Raw genomic sequence first — 18,323 nt, forward strand, 5'->3', positions numbered from 1 at the left:
TTTGACGGAACTCGCCCGCTCACAGACAGCCGGGACCCCGCCGTGGAAAAATCCTGAAATCATGAACCTTATGGATTGGCGCGTAGACCCATCTGGAAGCGCGCGAAATGACGCGCACGGACCGGCTTCGGCTCGGCTTCAGACCAGCAGGAGGTAGACCAGCGCAACCAGCGCCGCCCCAACGCCCGTAACGATCAGGGCGTAATCGGTGCGGAGGTCGTCCTGCACGTCGAATGAGGATTGAGTCTCTTTGCTCATGGCGACGGTCTAAGTCGGACCCGACCAGACTTATGTGAAACAGATCACATCGCCCCCGGAATATTTCGGGGTAGGGCCGGAACAGGCAGGCGGGCCGGGGATTGTCCCAACCCGCGACGGGAAGACGAGGCGAGCGATGCGGCCAGAACGGCAGCAGAAGATCTGGCGGACCGAGGCAGGCAGCCGACTGTGGCTGTCGGGGCTGATCGCAGCCATGCAGCACGCCGAGCGCCCCGAAGTGCGCCGCCAGCCGGTCGCACCCGAGATCCTGGCGGAACTGCGGGCGCAGTTGGCGTCGACAGCCTCTTTCCGCGCCTCCCCGATATCGACCCTGCGTCATTAGAACCTATTCACCTGCCAGCTTCAGCCTTGTCGTGGCGCCGCGTTCGATGGCCCGCAGGCGGGATTCATTGCGTGCGATGTAGTCACGGGTGATCGGCACCACGCCCTGACGCTTGGTGAGCTGGATCTGGAAGTTCATCATGGCCTGCTTCCGGAACGTCATTTCGCAGGCCGCCAGATAAAACTCCCACATCAGCGCGAAGCGCTCGTCGTAAAGCTGCACCGCCTCCTCGCGCCGGGCCATGAAGCGCTCCCGCCAGGCCTTGAGCGTCTCGGCATAATGCAGGCGCAGGATCTCGATGTCGCAGACCAGAAGGCCCGCACGCTCGATCGCCGGCAGCACCTCGGACAAAGCGGGGATGTAGCCGCCGGGGAAGATGTATTTGGCAATCCAGGGATTGGTCGAATCAGGCCCTTGCGATCGGCCGATCGAGTGCAGCAGCATGACACCGTCCTCGTTCAGGAGTTCGGCGCACCGCTGGAAGTAGGCATCGTAGAACCTCGCCCCGACGTGCTCGAACATGCCGACAGAGACGATGCGGTCAAACGGCCCGTCGATGTCGCGATAGTCCTGGAGCAGGAACCTGGCCGATCCGGTCAGGCCCTTTTCGGCTGCGCGCGCATTGGCGATTTGCAGCTGCTCGGTGGACAGCGTGACGCCGGTGACGTCGGCACCCGCGATCTCGGCGAGATAGAGCCCGAGCCCGCCCCAGCCCGAGCCGATGTCGAGCACGCGCTGGCCGGGCTTGAGGAGCAGCTTTGCGGCGATGTGGCGCTTCTTGGCGAGCTGCGCATCGTCTAGCGTCGCGTCCTGCGTCTCGAAATAGGCGCAGCTATATTGCTTGTCGGCATCGAGGAAGAGCGAATAGAGCCGGGCGTCGAGATCGTAATGATGGGCGACATTGGCGCGGGAACGCGAGCGCGGATTGAATTGTTTCAGGTGCCGCGTCAGGTAGCGCAGGTGCCACCAGGGCTTGGCCCACTGCGGCAATAGGTCGGGTTGATTGAGCAGGATCGCCAGGGCATCAGCTATGGCGCCGCGTTCGACCACGAACTCGCCGTCCATATAGGCCTCGCCAAGCCCGAGTTCGGGATTGACGAGGACCTTCCGTTCCGCTTCCGGGGTGACGAAGCGCACCGCGACCGGCTCCCCAGAGCCGTCGCCGACAGTGAACTTCGCCCCCGCCGACGTGGTCACCGTCATCGAACCGCGACGGATGAATTGAGACAAGAATCGACGCAACAAACGGTCCATCGACACCTTCCTCTCGAGCGAACCCGAAGAGATGCGACTAAGCCGGTCTTCACATCTGACGCCCAGGTCCCGCTCGGGTTCCTATGCGTTTGCATCCAAATCTAGGGAGACTGTTCCACACGCGCTATTGCGTTGTGTTCAATGCGGATATTCGAAAAGCGCTTAACCACAGCTTGCGCGGGCAGCCTGCTTCCATTCGCGGCTCAATTCGCTAAAAGGTGACCCGCCGGCGGGCCGGATGGTTGCGCGGAAAATCAATGGAGATGATGGGAATGTCGAGCCGAGCGCTTAGCCTCGCGACGGTACTGCTTCTGATCGGCTTCGGCGCGACCGATACTGTCCTTGCGCAGGCGACGAACCTCGAGGCCGGCAAGACCCCGTCCCAGCTCTTCGCCCAGACCTGCAATGCCTGCCACAAGAGCCCGCGCGGGCTGCTGAAGTCCGTGGCTCCGGGCTCGCTGCCGGGCTTCCTGCGCCAGCACTACACCACGAGCCCGGACATGGCGGGCGTCCTCGCCTCCTATCTCGTCTCCAACGGTGCTACCGACACCCGCTACCAGGCCAAGGACGGCAAGAAGGACGGGGCCAAGGAAAAGGAAGCCGCCACCGCCCCAGGCCAGACGCCCGAGCATCAGGGCCGCCATCAGCGCTCCCAGGAGGCCGCCAAGCCGGAGGGCGAGGGCGCAACTCCGTCCGCTGAGGGGCGCCAGAAGCGCGCCGCGCGGCCTGCCGAGGAGGGCACCAAACCCGAGGGGCAGCCGGCGCCGGAGGGACGCAAGGGCAAGCGTCGCGGCAAGCCTGGGACCGAAGACGCAGCGAAGATCGACGCCGCCGCGCCGGCCACTGAAGACAAGAACAGTGAGCCGAAGGCCGAAGCCAAGCCCGAGACCGCGAAGGTGGACTCCGGTGAACCCAAATCCGAAACCAAACCGTCCGAAAAGCCCGAGGCCAAGCCGGATACAGCCACGGTCGAGCCGCGCGGCAACGAAGCTCCGGCGCTGCGGCCCGATCCGGTGCCGCAGGTGACGCCGGCCTCGCCGGACGTGCCCAAGGTGGAAGAGGCGGCTCCGAAGCCGGCTGCGCCTGCCGCAAGCTCCGAACCCCCGGCCAAGCCGCAGGAGCCGGCCGCGACTGCTGCGGCCCCCCCGCCGGCGGAATCCTCCGGCCCGCCGGCCCCCCCGATCTCGCGGTAAGCTCCATTCTCCAATTCGACTTGCGACGGCCGCGTCTGTTGGCGGCGGGGCTCGCCGTGTCGATCGCGTCGGATTTGACGGCGCGACGGTGGCGGCGATCCGCAGCAAAGCCCGTGCCTCCAACGGCAGCTTCTTTCACGCGTTCAGCTCGCAGAAGGAATTGGCGGGTGCGCTGTTCCTCGAGGTGCTCAGGCAATATCACGCGGCAGTGCTGGCGGCGCTCGACCCGGTCGCGCCGGGCCGGGCATCGACCGCCTGATCCGCGCGCACCTCGACTGGGTGGTCACCAGTCGGCGCGAGGCACGCTATCTCTTCGAGATCTCGCGCAACGACTGGGGCGAGGACGTCCGGAATGCCCAGCGCGCGCAAATGCGCGTGCCGAAGGTATCGAGCGCTGGCGCGCGCCGCTGGTCGCAAATGGCGAGTTCCTGCCGATGACGCCGGTGCTGTTCGTCAGCCAGCTGATCGGCCCCGCACAGATTTTTTGCGGCGCCCTCCTGTCGGGGCGTGATCGCGCCGATCCCGCTGCGAAGCCGACTCGCTGATTGCCTGCGCCAACCGCGCGCTGCGCCCAACCGATCGCATCAACAAGCAATAAGGAGAGGCCTCGTGCGAGCCGAAGCAGATCCCGACTTTGCGCCGATCGCCGCGGGCATCCGTGCCAATGTCGGCCGGCAGGGTTTTATGAATTTGGTCGGCGCCGAGCTGTCGGAATTGTCGCGCGGCACCTGCACCATCGCGGTGGAGCGGCGGCCGGAGCTGTTGCAGCAGCACGGCTTCTTCCACGGCGGCGTCACTGCCTTTCTGGTCGACAATGCCACGACGATAGCGGCGGCCACTTCGCGCGGTCAGCCGGCCCTGACGGCGGAATACAAGCTCAATTTGTTGTCGCCGGGGGTCGGCGACAAGCTGATCTGCCGCGCCAGGGTGATCAAGCCCGGCCGCCAGGTCTCGGTGGTCGCCGCTGACGTGTTCTGCGTCAGTGATGGCGTGGAGAAGCATACGGCAACGGCGCTCGCCTCGATCGCGATGCTGAGCGAGGATGTCGCCGCCAAAACGAAAAGCCCGGCCGCGTGAACGGCCGGGCTTCGATGCCTGCGTGAGGGCGAGGCCTACTTCTCTTCCGCAGCCGGAGCCGGCTCGACCTCGTCGTGCTGGGCTTCCGGATCGAAGAACTCGCCGGCGGCGGCGATCGCCTCGGCGGCTGCGTCGCGGTCCTCGTTGCGGGTCGAGATGTCCTCGCCGCGGTTGATGCGCTCGGCCTCGTCCTGGCTGCGCGCAACCGTGACGGTGACCTCGACCTCGACCTCGGGGTGAATGGCGACGGTGATCGCGTGCTTACCGATGGTCTTGATTGGCGCGTCGAGCTGCACCTGCGGACGGGCCAGCGAAACGCCGTCGGCCTCGAAGGCGGAAACCACGTCGCGCACCGTGACGGAGCCGAACAGCTGGCCGGCTTCGGAGGCCTGACGGATCACGATGATGTTCTTGCCCTCGATCTTCTCGGCGACCTTGGACGCCTCGGCCTTGGAGGCGAGGTTGCGGGCCTCGAGGTCGGCCTTCATGCCGTCATACTTGGCACGGTTGTCGGCGGTGGCGCGCAGCGCCTTGCCGCGCTTGAGCAGGAAATTGCGGGCGTAGCCGTCGCGAACCTTCACGACTTCGCCCATCTGGCCGAGCTTGTTGACGCGTTCCAGCAAAATGACTTCCATATTCATTCTCCTTTGAAGTGCTCTGGGTTTTCAGTTTTCGGGTTGAACTCAAGAGATCGGCAGCGGTGGCGGCTGCCGGCTGCGCAGGAAGCGCTCGCGGAAGCCGAACACGGCGTCCGCAAGACCGAGGATCACCATCGCGATGACGGGCCATCCGAACACGACCACGACCGCATAGGTCGAGCCGAGCCAGAAGGTGCGGCTCTTCAGCGCGAGCGTCAGCGTATGCAGTACGGCAAAGCCGGTGAGCGCGTAGCCCATCATCAGCGCCGCCGTGGTGATCTGCGCGACGATCGCGAGCAGCCCGCCGGTGAAGCAGAAGGCGAGCGTGACGCACAGCGCCACCAGCGTCATCGGCGGCAGCTCCGCGGTCTTCAGATCCGGCCAGGGACGGTGCAGCCGGCCCGATGTCGCCGTCACCTTGGCGCTGAGCCAGAGGTTGAGAGTCAGCGTCATCATCGCGACGATGGTCGCTGCGGCCGGCGCGATGCGCACCAGCGCCTCGACGAACTGGCTGGCTTCGGCGGAGGTCTGCGGATCGGTGGCGCGGAGGATGCGCATCAGGCCGCGCTGCAATGTGCCGGTGATGGTCTCGGCATCGGTGCCGAGCGTAAGCAGGGCTGCGACGGTGGTGAGCGCAGCGAAGCCGGCGATCCACAGCAGGATACGGCCGACCGGGTACCACTCGAGCTCGGGCTCGGCTGACGGCTCGGTGGCCGAAGTGTCTGCCGCGACGGGGCTGACCTGCCGGCTGAGCAGGACGAGATGGCCGAGCCACCAGGCCGGCAGCGCGACGGTGACGGCGAAAGCGATGCAGTAGGGCAGGCCGAACAGGGCGCCAAGGCCCACCGCAGCAGCGATGCCGCCAAGGCTCGCGCAGAGCGGTCCCCAGCCGATCGAGGCGACCATCAAGGGCAGCGGCGCGAGATAGAACAGGACGAGCGAGATCAGCGCGCCCGAAACGATCGAGGCGAACATCAGGGCCGACGCAGCGCCGGCGACCAGGGCTATCAGTCCAAAGGCCATCATCAGCTGTCCCGCTCCCTTCGAGCGGTTAGAGGCGTCCTGCCCCAACCATCGGCGACCGGGCGACCCGGAAGCCTTATGAGTTCGAAAAAATGGCGACCGGCGGCGTTATGGCCGCCGGTCGAATTGGTCGTATCAGCGAATGACGTAGGGCAGCAGGCCGAGGAATCGCGCGCGCTTGATGGCGCGGGCGAGCTCACGCTGCTTCTTCGCGGACACCGCGGTGATGCGGCTCGGCACGATCTTGCCGCGCTCGGACACGTAACGCATCAAGAGCTTGGAGTCCTTGTAGTCGATCTTCGGCGCATTGGCGCCCGTGAACGGGCAGCTCTTGCGACGACGGAAAAACGGACGGCGTGCACCAGCTTCAGCCATTGGTCTTACTCCCCTTCCGTCGTTTCAGCTTCTTCGCGCGGACGGCGCGGGCCGCGATCACCGCGGAAGCCACCGTCGCGGTCGCCGCCACGGAAACCACCCTCGCGGTCGCCACGGAAGCCGCCTTCGCGCTCGCCGCGGAAGCCGCCGCCACGGTCGTCACGCTCGCGATCACGGTCGGCCTTGCGCATCATCGCGGACGGGCCTTCCTCGAGCTCCTCGACGCGGACGCTGAGATAGCGGATCACGTCTTCGCTGATGCGCTCCTGGCGCTCGATCTCGGCGATCGCCGCGGACGGCGCGTCGATGTTGAGCAGCACGAAGTGCGCCTTGCGGTTCTTGTTCATGCGGTAAGTGAGGGAGCGAACGCCCCAATTCTCGGTCTTGGTGACCTTGCCGCCGAGACCTTCGACGATGCCGGTCATCTGCGCAGTCAGCTCTTCGACCTGCTGCGGGCTCGCGTCCTGACGCGCGAGAAAGACATGCTCGTAAAGAGGCATGGAAGTCCTTTCCTCATGTTGGCGCATCGCCCGGCGTCAAGCCCTTGAGAGACCTTCGGAAAGGACTCTGGGATGAAGCTCAGAAGGCGGAAACACGGGACGACGGGCCGACTGGCCCTGCCACACCAAAATCACGAATGATTTGCTGAGACCGTCCGTTCAGCTCCCGGCCGGGGTCTGCGGATGCGCGCCTTATACGGATTTTGGCCGGCTTTGCAAGGTTCGGTGCCAGGTTTTGGCTTGGGTCTCCGGTGCTGAGCCGGGATCGGTCCTATCATACCATATCCGCCGCTTGATCTATTTGTTTGTATAGCATACAAATAACCGGAAGAGGGAACCCCGATGGCGGAAAAGTCGGCCTATGAGCCGTTTGAGGCGGCTGGCGATCCCAAGCACACGGCCCGTGCTACGCGCTCGGCCGGCCGCAAGATGCGCTCGCGGCTGCTGGACGCGGCAAGCCCGCTGTTTCGGGAGCGGGGACTATCGGGCGCCTCGATCACAGACATCGCGGCCGCCGCGAACGCATTCCCGAGCCAGATCACCTATTATTTCTGCACCAAGGAGGCGCTGTTCGTCGAATGCGCCTGCCGCGACCTCCTGTACCTGGCCCGTGCGACCGAGCAGGCCGCGCTGAGGGCGCGCACGCCGCGGGAGTACACCCATGCGCTGGCGGAGACGGTGACGGCGAACGATTCGGTCGCCTTCTTTGCGGAGGCGCTCACCCTGACACGTCGGCGCCAGGATCTGGCGCCGCTGGTCGAGCGCACCATCGAGCGCCTGCACGCCGAGGGGGCGCGGGCCTATGCCGGCCAGGTGGCGAGTCACGGCTGGCGCTCCCTGCGCGCGCCCGACGAGAGCTCGCGACGGTTCTGGGCCGTTGCCATCGGCGTCATCCTCGAAGGCTATGCCATGGGCCGCTCGCCGGATGAGCTCTGCGCCGAGATGCTGCGCGTGCTTGGTGAGCAGGCGAAGTCCGCCGGCGAGGCCGCACGCCTGCGCCTCGTCGACGACCGCGATTCATCCACCCCTGCGGACGAGGAGAGCTAGGTCATGACCGCACTTCGCATGCGTGCCCGCGATTTCCTGACCGAGGACCAGCTCGTCGAGGTGCGCCGGCGCGTGACCTGGAAGGGCGTCGCGCTGATCGCGCATGCCTGGGCGCTGATCATTGCTGCGATCGCGCTGGTGGCGTGGTGGCCCAATCCGCTGACGTATATCCTCGCCGTTGCCATCATCGGCTCGCGCCAGCTGGGCCTTGCGATCCTCATGCATGACGGCGCCCACGGTTGCCTGTCCGCCGACGAGAAAACCAACCTGACGCTGAGCCAGTGGCTCTGTGCCTATCCGATCTTTGCGGAGACACGCGCCTATCGCCGCTATCACCTGCAGCACCACGCGCGCACCCAGCAGGAGGACGATCCCGATCTCGTGCTGTCCGCGCCGTTTCCGATCACGCAGTTGAGCTACCGCCGCAAGTTCATTCGCGACATCACCGGGCAGACCGGTTACCAGCAGCGCAAGGCGCAGCTGCTCAATGCGCTTGGGCCGAAGGACTGGCCGTGGCGCGAGCGTCTGGCGCATTTCTGGGAGAAGCTCGGTCCGCAATGCATGGTCAATGCGGCGATGTTCGCAGCGCTGGCTGCGGCCGGCGTGTGGTGGGCCTATCCGCTGCTATGGCTGGTGCCTCTGCTGACCTGGATGATGGTCATCACCCGCATCCGCAACATCGCCGAGCATGCGGTCGTGCCTGACAGCAGCGATCCCCTGCGCAACACCCGCACCACGCACGCCAATTTTCTCGAGCGGCTGTTCATCGCGCCGTATTACGTGAACTACCACCTCGAGCATCATCTGTTGTTCTACGTGCCGTGCTACAATCTGCCCAGGGTGCATCGGCTGCTCAGCGCGAGCCGGCATGCCGGGCGCATGGAGGTGCAGCCGAACTATGCCGCCGTGCTGCGGCTCGCCACGGCCAAGCCGAACCGCGACGACCGACCGGGACAGCTGGTCAACAGCGCGCGCCGGGCGCGGGCGGGCGCCGAGGTCGATGCCAACCAGACGGCCGGCGGGTTTTGAGGGACGGCATTCCCGGTTGGACGCCGGTCGCACTTCCCCTTCTTGGCTTGACATTCCAGCCTCGGACGGTGTCTACGGCCCCCTTCAGAGCATGAACGGGAACCAAGACCTGGGCCGGACGTAGTCGGCTGCCGGTTCTCGATACAGCGGCTCAAGCGATCCAGGGGAGCGCCGATGACGGCAGCATTCACATTTCCCGGCCAGGGGTCCCAGGCCGTCGGTATGGGCAAGGCCCTGGCCGACGCCTTTCCGGTGGCACGCGCCGTGTTCGACGAGGTCGATGCCGCACTTGGGGAGAAGCTCACGGCCACGATCTGGGATGGTCCGGCCGAGACCCTCCAGCTCACCGAGAATGCCCAGCCGGCGCTCATGGCGGTGTCCATCGCCACCCTGCGCGTGCTGGAGGCTGAAGCCGGTTTTTCCGTGCGGCGGGACGCCGCCTTCGTCGCCGGTCACTCGCTCGGTGAATATTCCGCGCTGGCCGCAGCCGGCAGCCTGACCGTCTCCGACACGGCCCGGTTGCTTCGCACCCGCGGTCTCGCAATGCAAAAAGCCGTGCCGGTCGGCGCCGGTGCGATGGCCGCACTGCTCGGCCTCGATTACGAGGCCGCCATGGAGGTCGCGGGCGAGGCGGCGCAGGGGCAGGTCTGCCAGGCCGCCAATGACAATGGCGGCGGACAGGTGGTCGTCTCCGGCGACAAGGCGGCGGTCGATCGCGCCGTCGAGATCGCCAAGACCAGGGGCGCCAAGCGCGCCATGCTGCTGCCGGTGTCCGCGCCGTTCCATTGCAAGCTGATGCAGCCGGCGGCCGACGCCATGGCCGAGGCGCTGGCCAAGGTCGCGATCAAGGCGCCGGCGGCGCCGCTGGTGTCGAACGTGCTGGCGAGCGCCGTCACCGATCCCGACGAGATTCGCCGCCGCCTGGTCGAGCAGGTCACCGGTACGGTGCGCTGGCGCGAGTCGGTTGCCTATATGGCTGGGCAGGGCGTCACCCGCTTCTTCGAGATCGGTGCCGGCAAGGTGCTGACGGGACTCGTCAAGCGTATCGCCGACGGCGCCGTCGGCGTTGCCGTCGGCGGACCGAACGACATTGTCGCCGCCAAGGATGCATTGGCCGCTGCGAAGCAGGCTTAAGTTTACGCACGATCCTTCCGGAAAACCGCTACACACTTTTCCGGATCGTGCTTTGAAGGAGTTATCGATGTTCGATCTGACTGGCCGAAAGGCGCTCGTCACCGGCGCGACCGGCGGCATCGGCGGCGCGATCGCGCAGGCGCTGCATGCGCAGGGCGCCACCGTCGCGATCTCGGGAACGCGCAAGGAGGTGCTGGACGAGCTTGCCGGCAAGCTCGGCGAGCGCACCCACGTGCTGCCCTGCAATCTCTCCAAGGCCGACGAGGTCGAGGCGCTCGTGCCCGCCGCGGAAGCGGCGATGGGCCAGGTCGACATTCTCGTCGCCAATGCCGGCATCACCCGCGACAATCTCTTCGTGCAGCTTCGCGACGAGGACTGGGAGGAGGTCATCAACGTCAACCTGACCGCGACCTTCCGCCTGGCGCGCGCCGCCACCAAATTGATGATGCGCAAGCGCTTCGGCCGCATCATCGCCATCACCTCGGTGGTCGGCGTCACCGGCAATCCCGGGCAGGGCAACTATACTGCATCGAAGGCGGGCCTGATCGGCATGATCAAGACTCTCGGTGCCGAGTACGCCAAGCGCGGTGTGACCGCGAACTGCATCGCGCCCGGCTTCATCAAGACGCCGATGACGGATGCGCTGAACGACAAGCAGCGCGAGACGATCCTGACCAAGGTTCCGGCTGCCCGCCTGGGGACGCCCGAGGACATCGCGGCGGCCGCCGTCTACCTGAGTTCGAACGAAGCGGCCTACGTCACCGGCCAGACCATTCACGTCAACGGCGGCATGGCCATGATCTGAAGCCCTCGTTCCGCACTGCCCATTTGGGCGGTGCGGGATGCGGCAAACGGCCGTTTCCGGAGCGAAATGAGGCTTGTAGTCAAGGCTGTTGAAGTATGATAACCGGACCTTCAACGGATGGGCAAAGAACGCCATTGCAGGTTTTTGAAACCCTGTATATTGGCGATGCGGAGCCTTGGCCGTCGTTCGCCGGGCCCTGCATCGGTTAGGATGGGGCCAAATCAAAGTTCGTAAGCAAAGGCAAGTAACACGACCACGACGGCTCGTATCGTCCCGGGGGGTCGGGTCTACAGGGAACAACACGAGGTTAAGCAATGAGTGACATTGGCGAGCGGGTTAAGAAGATCGTGGTCGAACACCTTGGTGTTGAACCCGAGAAGGTTGTCGACGCTGCGAGCTTCATCGACGACCTCGGCGCCGACAGTCTGGACACCGTCGAGCTGGTGATGGCGTTCGAAGAAGAATTCGGTTGCGAGATTCCGGACGACGCTGCGGAAACGATTCTCACCGTCGGCGACGCCACGAAGTTTCTCGAGAAGAACGCGAAGAGCTAAGGCTCTTCGCTTTCGCGGGGACAACGGTTGAAACCGGACGGGTCGCTTCGCAGCGGCCAGCCGGTTTCTTGTTATTGGCCGTGAATCTTTCGATGCGGAGTTTTCGGATATGAGGCGGGTCGTCGTCACGGGTCTCGGCATGGTCTCGCCCCTCGGCTGTGGCGTCGAGCCGACCTGGAAGCGCATCCTCAATGGCGAAAGCGGCGCGCGCACGATCGAGAGCTTCGATGTGTCCGATCTGCAGACCAAGATCGCCTGCACGGTCGTGCGCGGCGACGGCTCCAACGATAGCTTCAATCCCGACAAATGGATGGAGCCGAAGGACCAGCGCAAGGTCGACGATTTCATCATCTTCGCCATGGCCGCCGCGGGCCAGGCGCTCGACGATGCCAACTGGCATCCCGAATCCGAAGAGGACAAGTGCGCGACCGGCACCATGATCGGGTCGGGCATTGGCGGCCTCAACGGCATCGCCGACACTGCGATCCTCCTGAAGGAGCGGGGGCCGCGCCGGGTGTCGCCGTTCTTCATTCCCGGCCGCCTGATCAATCTCGCCTCCGGCTACGTCTCGATCGCGCACGGGCTGAAGGGCCCGAACCATTCGGTAGTCACGGCCTGCTCGACCGGTGCGCATGCGGTCGGCGATGCCGCCAGACTGATCGCGCTCGGTGATGCCGACGTCATGGTCGCCGGTGGCGCCGAATCGCCGATCAGCCGCATCGGCATTGCCGGCTTCAATGCCGCGCGGGCACTGTCGACCGGCTTCAACGAGACACCCGAGAAGGCCTCGCGTCCCTACGACAAGGACCGCGACGGTTTTGTCATGGGCGAGGGCGCCGGTGTCCTCGTTCTGGAGGAACTGGATCACGCCAAGCGCCGCGGCGCGAAGATCTACGCCGAGGTGATCGGCTATGGTCTGTCGGGCGATGCCTATCACATCACCTCGCCCTCGCCCGATGGCGATGGCGGTTTCCGCAGCATGTCGGCCGCGCTGAAGCGTGCCGGCCTGACGCCGTCCGATCTCGACTACATCAACGCGCACGGGACCTCGACGCCGCTCGGCGACGAGATCGAACTCGGCGCGGTCGAGCGTCTGCTCGGCAATGCCGCCTCCAAGGTTGCGATGTCCTCGACCAAGTCGTCGACCGGCCATCTCCTCGGCGCGGCCGGCGCGATCGAGGCGATCTTCGCCATTCTCGCGATTCGCGATAATGTCGTGCCGCCGACCATCAACCTGGACAATCCGTCGGTCGAGACCGCGATCGATCTCGTACCGCACAAGCCGAAGAAGCGCGAAGTTAATGTCGCCTTGTCGAACTCTTTTGGTTTTGGCGGCACCAATGCGTCGGTGATCGTCCGGCGTTTGACCAGCTAGTTTTCGTTTGAGACTAATCCACCATTTCGCCGTATTCGGCGATAGTCATAGAAGTGGGCGCGTGCATTGGCTCGGCAAGCGATTGTCAGGCCGCGATTGAACCGGCAGGATTCAGGTTGCTTCGATGAGTGAAAGGCCGCCCATTTCGCCCCGGAGTCCGCGGGCAGCGCTCGAGCCCGAACAGGTTCCGCCGCCGCCGAAGCGATCGGAGCGCGCGCGCAACCCCTTCGTGGTCGTGGGCAATGCCATCATCACCCTGCTGCTGATCGCCATGCTCGGCGCCGGCGGCGTGTATTACTACGGCCGGCAGGTGTTGGAAGCACCCGGGCCGCTGAGGGAAGACAAGATCGTCAACATCCCGCAGCGTGCCGGCAAGCGCGACATCGCCGAGACGTTGAACAAGGAAGGCGTGACCGACGTCAATCCGTGGGTGTTCATCGCCAGCGTCGCGGCGCTGAAGGCGAGCTCGGACCTCAAGCCGGGCGAGTATTCGTTCCAGAAGAACGCATCGCTGCGCGACGTCATCGCCACCATCGTCGAGGGCAAGGTGGTGCAGCACGCCGTGACGATACCGGAAGGCCTGACCTCCGAGCAGATCGTGGCGCGGCTGTCCGACAACGACATCTTCACCGGCAGCGTGCGCGAGCTGCCGCGCGAGGGCACGCTGCTGCCCGAGACCTACAAATTCCCGCGCGGCACCACGCGCGAGCAGGTGATCCAGCGCATGCAGCAGGCGCACAAGCGCGTGCTGGCGGAGATCTGGGAGCGCCGCAACCAGGACGTTCCGGTCAAGACTCCCGAGCAGCTGGTGACGCTGGCCTCGATCGTCGAGAAGGAGACCGGCAAGCCGGACGAGCGCAGCCGCGTTGCCGCAGTGTTCGTCAATCGCCTGAGGCAGAAGATCAAGCTGCAGTCCGATCCGACCATCATCTACGGGCTCGTCGGCGGCAAGGGCACTCTGGGACGTCCGATCAAGCGCAGCGAGATCACGCAGCCTTCGCCCTACAACACCTATGTGATCGACGGCCTGCCGCCGGGCCCGATCTCCAACCCGGGCCGCGCCTCGCTGGAAGCAGCCGCCAACCCGGCCCGCACCCGCGACCTCTACTTCGTCGCCGACGGCACCGGCGGGCATGTCTTCACCGAGACCTACGACGCGCACCAGAAGAACGTTGCGAAGCTGCGCGCGATGGAGAAGCAGATCCAGAACGACACGGTCGAGCCGGCCGAGGATGCGCAGCCCCCGGCGGCCGCCGCGCCCGGCGCCGCCGACACGCCGACTGCGACCACGCCGGCGCGCCCGAACCAGCAGAAAAAACCGCCCGCGGCGCGCCCGGCCAATCCAGCGCCGGCACGCCAGGGCGCGGTGCAGTCCTCGCCGCCGGTGGTCCAGCGCTAAGGCATGATCCGGAAAAGTGCGAAGCGGTTTTCCGGAAAGATCATGCGTAAACAACAAGCTAAAGCGCGATGACGATTCCTTCAATCTCATCGCGCTTTAGGCAGCGCAGACCTGCCTACGGGACTTTGCGGATTCCACTTTCCTGCAAAATAGTCTTAAGATTCGCGTGGCTTGATGCCTCGAGAATCCTTTGTTCCTGGAGAATCTGACCTGATGGCGCTGTCGTCCATGACCGGCTTTGCCCGAAGCCACGGCGCGAGCGGGCCGTACACGTTCGAATGGGAATTGAAGTCGGTCAACGCCAAGGGTTTTGACCTCAGGGTGCGGCTGCCGCAGGGGTTCGACGAGCTCGAGGCCCATGCCAAGAAGCGCGCCGGCGAGCTGCTCTCGCGCGGCACCGTCTACGCCAATCTCAACGTCAAGCGCACCAATGCGGCCGCCACGGTCCGCGTCAACGAGGACGTGCTCAATGCGGTGCTGAAGGCCGCCGCGCTGATCTCCGGCAAAGTCGACGCCGTGGCGCCCAGCATCGACGGCCTGCTCGCCATCAAAGGCGTGGTCGAGGTCGCCGAGCCCGAGGGCGACGAGGAGGAGGACAAGGCGGCCCGTGCCGCTGCCGCGGAGGCCTTCGACAAGGCGCTCGACGAGCTCGTCGCGATGCGCAAGCGCGAGGGGATTTCGCTCGGCCAGATCCTGACCCAGCGGGTCGACGAGATCGAGCAGCTGGCGAAAAAGGCGGAACGCTCGCCCGGCCGCAAGCCCGAGGCGATCAAGGCGAAGCTCGCCGAGCAGATCGCGACCCTGCTCGACACCTCCGACCGTTTCGATTCCGACCGCCTGATGCAGGAGGCGATCCTGATCGCGACCAAGGCCGACATCCGCGAGGAGCTCGACCGCATCGCCTCGCATATCGCCCAGGCGCGCGAGCTGATCGGCAAGGGCGGCCCGATCGGGCGCAAGCTCGACTTCCTGGCGCAGGAGTTTCACCGCGAGGTCAACACCTGCTGCTCGAAGTCGAACGACATCGAGCTCACCAATACGGGACTCGCCATGAAGAACGTGGTCGAGCAGTTCCGCGAGCAGGTCCAGAATCTGGAGTGATCGATGACGACGGGCGGTCACGGAACTGACGGTGTCGAGCGGCGCGGATTGATGTTCGTGCTGTCCTCGCCGTCGGGCGCGGGCAAGACGACGCTGTCGCGCATGTTGCTCGAGCGGGAGCCCGGCCTGAAGATGTCAGTGTCGGCGACCACGCGTCAGATGCGACCGGGAGAGGTCGATGGGCGCGACTATTTCTTCGTGACCAAGCCCAAGTTCGAGAGGATGGTGGAGCAGGGCGAACTGCTCGAATGGGCCACCGTGTTCGACAATCTCTACGGGACGCCGCGTGCTCCGGTGGAGGCGGCACTGTCGGCTGGGCAGGACGTCCTTTTCGACATCGACTGGCAGGGCACCCAGCAACTGCACCAGAAGGCGAGCGTCGACGTGGTTCGCGTCTTCATCCTGCCACCTTCAGCGGCCGACCTCGAGAAGCGGCTGCATTCGCGCGCGCAGGATTCCGACGAAGTGATCCGCAAGCGCATGAGCCGCGCCAGCCACGAGATGAGCCACTGGGCCGAGTACGACTACATCGTCATCAACCACAATGTTGACGAGGCCTTCGCCGAGGTGCAGTCGATCCTGAAGGCCGAACGGCTCAAGCGCGAGCGGCGGACGGGCCTCGTCGGTTTTGTGCGAGGGTTGCAAGCTCAGCTTCAGGGCTAGGCTGCGACAGTCGCGGCCCTTCCTTCAGCAGCCGTTCCAGCATCGTGGTGATGATGTCGATGTCGACCGCATCCTGATTGCGGTCGCCACGCTGCTCAGTGGTAGTCTCGTTCGCAGCCGGTTGGGGCGCTCGGGTCTCGATCTCGAATTCGCGGTCGAACACCGGGATGTCGTCCGCATCGCGCTGCGCCTCGGTAACGGCCGGCGGCTGGTGCGCTTCGATCACATCGATCTCGTGGTCGATCGCGGCAAGTTGCGAGGCCTGCGGACGCTCGGCATCGAAGTCGATCGGGCGCGGCTGCCGCGCGCGCGGCGAGGCCGGCATCTCCTTGAGCCAGGGCGCGCGGTCTTGGTTTTGATGCTCCCGATCCTCCCAATTCACGCGGCGGTGTTCGCTCGCCTGAGCGCGGACGCGCCCGCCGGCGAAGCGGTAGATGACGCTCGCGAGGATGCCGGCGAGCGCCAGCGCGCCGCCGACGACGAGCAGCAGCATCTGCAGCGAGCCGGTCGGCTTGTCGGCGCTGCTGTCTGCTGCTGCAAGCGCCACGGAGGACGAGGATTTTGACGGCTTTGCGCTCGGCTGCGCGGCCGCAACCGCCGTCGGTGCCTGCTCCTGCGCGGGTGGGGTGGACGCTGCAGGAACCTCGGGCCAGGGCGCGGCGCTCCCCGGTTGCTGCGCATCGCTCGCGGCGGTCTGGTCCGCAGATTGTTGAGGCTGTGTCGCGGTTGCGGCTTGCGCAACCGGCGTCGGCGTCTTGACGGCCGGAGCGCTCCCGGGCGTCGGATATTCGGCGCGTGCGTCCTGAACCGGATGCTGCTGTGGCGCTGGCGACTCTGCCACCGGCGTGTCGCTGGTGGCCTGCGCAATCTGCACGGGCTTCGCGCTGTCCTTGCCGCCTCCGGCACGCAGATACCAGCATTGCCGCTTGGTCCCGCGCTCGACACGGTAGTGCCAGTGCTGCCCCTGCGGGGCGGAACCCTTCGGGGAGGCGAGGCAGTCGCTCGCGGCACCGGCCGTGCTCGATGTAACAGGCGCATTCTGCGACACGGCGGCGAGTGGCGCGCCGGCAATGATGCTGCCAACAAGCGCAGATACGAATTTCGCGGTTCGGTTGCCCATCCTGGTCTCCCGGTTACGCACAACGCAACTCTTAACCATCCCCTTCTCGTCAAAGAGTTGGGTGGCAATGAGCCGCAAATCCGGAGAGGATGTGGCTTGAATTGGGCCTGCCGCGCGTTCGTTCCGCCGCGAAGCCGGCTTATTTTGCCAGACTTTTGCGACGCGCATCCAGGTTCCCGAAGGTCGCGAACCGGACTCCTCGCATGAGAGTTCCCTCTGGCCTCGATCGGCCGCCGGCTGGCATCCGCAGATCGATGCGCTACGAAACATGCACAGTGGATCACAGATGATGCCGGTCACTCGGCCTCCTTCGCGGATGGTTTTAACGGTATCCCTCGTGCGCTCCCCGGGGGAGCGATGCACCATTGCTCCCGTCGCGATGACAGATGCGCGGACCCGGTCGGGCCGCCGCATCGCCGCAAGCCCGGACTCACGGACCCGGGCGTCAGGACCACACGACTTCTCGTCAGCGGTCCCTCCCGCCCGATCATCAGGGCTGGCGCATGCTCACTACAGATCAACGAAATCCGAAATTCGGAAAAGTGAAATATTCTTTTGGGGATGAATCGACGGGTGTTTTGCCCAGGCCTCGCGAAGGGCCTGCCCAATTCTCTGCCCGGCGCGCGCGCCACGCATTGCCGGGCGCGGAAGCGCGAACACGGAATCTGTCGTGCGGCGGAACGTGTAGTCCGAGGGAGTCCGACCCTGTGTGCTCGCGCACGAATAGAAACTTCTCACACGTGCCGCCGTTGAATCGCGGCTGAGGAGATGTCATGCCGGTCAAGGATCAGATCAAGAATTTTGCCAAGAAACTCATCGAGGACCAGCCCGACGCGGCGACGCTGCGGTCGCTGGTGCGGCTTCGGAAACCGACGGCCATCCATTTTCGCGACGATGGCATCGTGCCGAACAATCCGCGTTTTCCCGTGCTGTTCTATCGCGGGGCGGTGACGCTGAAGGGGCGGCGTTTCCCGCCGGAGGTGATCATCGACACGCTGTTCGATACGAACGGCTGGGGCCGGTCGTGGCGCGACACCGTGTACGACTTCGTCCATTATCATTCGCAAGTCCATGAAGCGATGGGCGTGGCGCGCGGCACGGCCAGGATCGAGTGCGGCGGCATCAAGGGGCGGATCCTGAGCGTGAAGGCCGGAGACGTCCTGGTCCTGCCCGCGGGCACTGGGCACCGGATGATCGAGTCCAGCCGGGATTTTCTTGTTGTCGGAGCTTACCCGCAGGATGGCACTTACGACGAGTGCACCGACACGCGGGAGCGCCCTGACGCCGTCAAGCGCATCGCCAAGGTCCGCAAGCCGAAGACGGATCCTGTCCTCGGCGTCAGCGGCCCGCTGCTCAAATCATGGCTGACAGATCGTTCGCGACCGGCGCGAGCAGGCTCACGGACATGAATTCGGAAATCCCAGTGTGCGACCGG

Annotated in this window: 19 protein-coding genes and 1 pseudogene; 14 read left to right on the plus strand and 6 right to left on the minus strand. The window is 65.4% G+C overall.

All coding sequences use genetic code 11. The annotated features are described in order from the left end of the window. Positions 1-394: 394 nt before the first annotated feature. The gene (locus ACNJYB_RS17580; protein ID WP_439375084.1) at positions 395-601 is read left to right on the plus strand and encodes a transcriptional regulator; all 207 of its coding nucleotides are present in this window, start codon (positions 395-397) and stop codon (positions 599-601) included. Between the two features lie 3 nt (positions 602-604). Here ACNJYB_RS17580 and ACNJYB_RS17585 read toward each other — a convergent pair whose 3' ends face one another. Beyond that, positions 605-1,855, minus strand: coding sequence for a class I SAM-dependent methyltransferase (locus tag ACNJYB_RS17585; protein WP_439375085.1), 1,251 nt, complete (start codon positions 1,853-1,855; stop codon positions 605-607). 272 nt (positions 1,856-2,127) lie between these two features. Between ACNJYB_RS17585 and ACNJYB_RS17590 the strand changes: the two genes are divergently transcribed. The 3 genes and pseudogenes from ACNJYB_RS17590 (at position 2,128) to ACNJYB_RS17600 (ending at position 4,125) form a co-directional block, all read left to right on the plus strand. After that, complete coding sequence (locus ACNJYB_RS17590; RefSeq protein ID WP_439375086.1) at positions 2,128-3,048, plus strand: hypothetical protein; 921 nt, start codon at positions 2,128-2,130, stop codon at positions 3,046-3,048. 20 nt (positions 3,049-3,068) lie between these two features. Next, a pseudogene (locus ACNJYB_RS17595) lies at positions 3,069-3,646 on the plus strand (TetR/AcrR family transcriptional regulator). Positions 3,647-3,657: 11 nt separating this feature from the next. Next, the gene (locus tag ACNJYB_RS17600) at positions 3,658-4,125 is read left to right on the plus strand and encodes a PaaI family thioesterase (protein ID WP_439375087.1); all 468 of its coding nucleotides are present in this window, start codon (positions 3,658-3,660) and stop codon (positions 4,123-4,125) included. Positions 4,126-4,160: 35 nt separating this feature from the next. On the opposite strand, the gene rplI is transcribed toward ACNJYB_RS17600, so the two are convergent. The 4 genes from rplI to rpsF form a co-directional block, all read right to left on the minus strand. Beyond that, positions 4,161-4,760: a 50S ribosomal protein L9 gene (gene rplI, locus ACNJYB_RS17605; RefSeq protein WP_439375088.1), complete on the minus strand. Its 600-nt coding sequence runs from the start codon at positions 4,758-4,760 to the stop codon at positions 4,161-4,163. A 48-nt stretch (positions 4,761-4,808) separates the two neighbouring features. After that, positions 4,809-5,789, minus strand: a complete 981-nt coding sequence (locus ACNJYB_RS17610; protein ID WP_439375089.1) for a DUF2232 domain-containing protein — start codon at positions 5,787-5,789, stop codon at positions 4,809-4,811. Between the two features lie 132 nt (positions 5,790-5,921). Then, positions 5,922-6,161 carry a 30S ribosomal protein S18 gene (rpsR, locus tag ACNJYB_RS17615; protein ID WP_007592020.1) on the minus strand — a complete coding sequence of 80 codons (240 nt, stop codon included), beginning with the start codon at positions 6,159-6,161 and terminating at the stop codon, positions 5,922-5,924. Positions 6,162-6,166: 5 nt separating this feature from the next. Next, positions 6,167-6,661: a 30S ribosomal protein S6 gene (rpsF, locus tag ACNJYB_RS17620; protein ID WP_439375090.1), complete on the minus strand. Its 495-nt coding sequence runs from the start codon at positions 6,659-6,661 to the stop codon at positions 6,167-6,169. Between the two features lie 342 nt (positions 6,662-7,003). Here rpsF and ACNJYB_RS17625 point away from each other — a divergent pair, with 342 nt between their 5' ends. From ACNJYB_RS17625 to gmk, 9 genes are all read left to right on the plus strand, one after another. Beyond that, positions 7,004-7,708 carry a TetR/AcrR family transcriptional regulator C-terminal domain-containing protein gene (locus ACNJYB_RS17625; RefSeq protein WP_439375091.1) on the plus strand — a complete coding sequence of 235 codons (705 nt, stop codon included), beginning with the start codon at positions 7,004-7,006 and terminating at the stop codon, positions 7,706-7,708. 3 nt (positions 7,709-7,711) lie between these two features. After that, complete coding sequence (locus ACNJYB_RS17630) at positions 7,712-8,737, plus strand: fatty acid desaturase family protein (RefSeq protein WP_439375092.1); 1,026 nt, start codon at positions 7,712-7,714, stop codon at positions 8,735-8,737. A 174-nt stretch (positions 8,738-8,911) separates the two neighbouring features. Beyond that, a complete protein-coding gene (gene fabD, locus ACNJYB_RS17635; protein ID WP_439375093.1) occupies positions 8,912-9,871 on the plus strand; it encodes an ACP S-malonyltransferase in 960 nt (319 codons plus the stop codon). Positions 9,872-9,938: 67 nt separating this feature from the next. Beyond that, on the plus strand, positions 9,939-10,676 hold the full coding sequence (gene fabG / locus ACNJYB_RS17640) for a 3-oxoacyl-[acyl-carrier-protein] reductase (RefSeq protein ID WP_439375094.1): 738 nt from the start codon (positions 9,939-9,941) through the stop codon (positions 10,674-10,676). A gap of 314 nt (positions 10,677-10,990) precedes the next feature. Beyond that, positions 10,991-11,230, plus strand: a complete 240-nt coding sequence (locus tag ACNJYB_RS17645; protein WP_008130699.1) for an acyl carrier protein — start codon at positions 10,991-10,993, stop codon at positions 11,228-11,230. A gap of 109 nt (positions 11,231-11,339) precedes the next feature. After that, positions 11,340-12,605 (plus strand): beta-ketoacyl-ACP synthase II, encoded by a 1,266-nt coding sequence (gene fabF / locus ACNJYB_RS17650; RefSeq protein ID WP_439375095.1) that lies wholly within the window; start codon positions 11,340-11,342, stop codon positions 12,603-12,605. A 124-nt stretch (positions 12,606-12,729) separates the two neighbouring features. Then, positions 12,730-14,004 (plus strand): endolytic transglycosylase MltG, encoded by a 1,275-nt coding sequence (mltG, locus tag ACNJYB_RS17655; RefSeq protein WP_439375096.1) that lies wholly within the window; start codon positions 12,730-12,732, stop codon positions 14,002-14,004. Between the two features lie 213 nt (positions 14,005-14,217). Continuing rightward, complete coding sequence (locus ACNJYB_RS17660; RefSeq protein WP_439375097.1) at positions 14,218-15,105, plus strand: YicC/YloC family endoribonuclease; 888 nt, start codon at positions 14,218-14,220, stop codon at positions 15,103-15,105. A gap of 3 nt (positions 15,106-15,108) precedes the next feature. Next, positions 15,109-15,768, plus strand: a complete 660-nt coding sequence (gene gmk, locus ACNJYB_RS17665) for a guanylate kinase (RefSeq protein ID WP_439375098.1) — start codon at positions 15,109-15,111, stop codon at positions 15,766-15,768. Here gmk and ACNJYB_RS17670 read toward each other — a convergent pair. After that, positions 15,701-16,888: a hypothetical protein gene (locus tag ACNJYB_RS17670; protein WP_439375099.1), complete on the minus strand. Its 1,188-nt coding sequence runs from the start codon at positions 16,886-16,888 to the stop codon at positions 15,701-15,703. The genes gmk and ACNJYB_RS17670 overlap by 68 nt on opposite strands. A 773-nt stretch (positions 16,889-17,661) precedes the next feature. Between ACNJYB_RS17670 and ACNJYB_RS17675 the strand changes: the two genes are divergently transcribed. Then, entirely contained in the window at positions 17,662-18,297 is a 636-nt protein-coding gene (locus tag ACNJYB_RS17675) for a cupin (protein WP_439375100.1), read from the plus strand. Positions 18,298-18,323 lie beyond the last annotated feature (26 nt).

It is taken from the genome of Bradyrhizobium sp. SMVTL-02 (assembly GCF_051853005.1).
GTDB lineage: Bacteria > Pseudomonadota > Alphaproteobacteria > Rhizobiales > Xanthobacteraceae > Bradyrhizobium.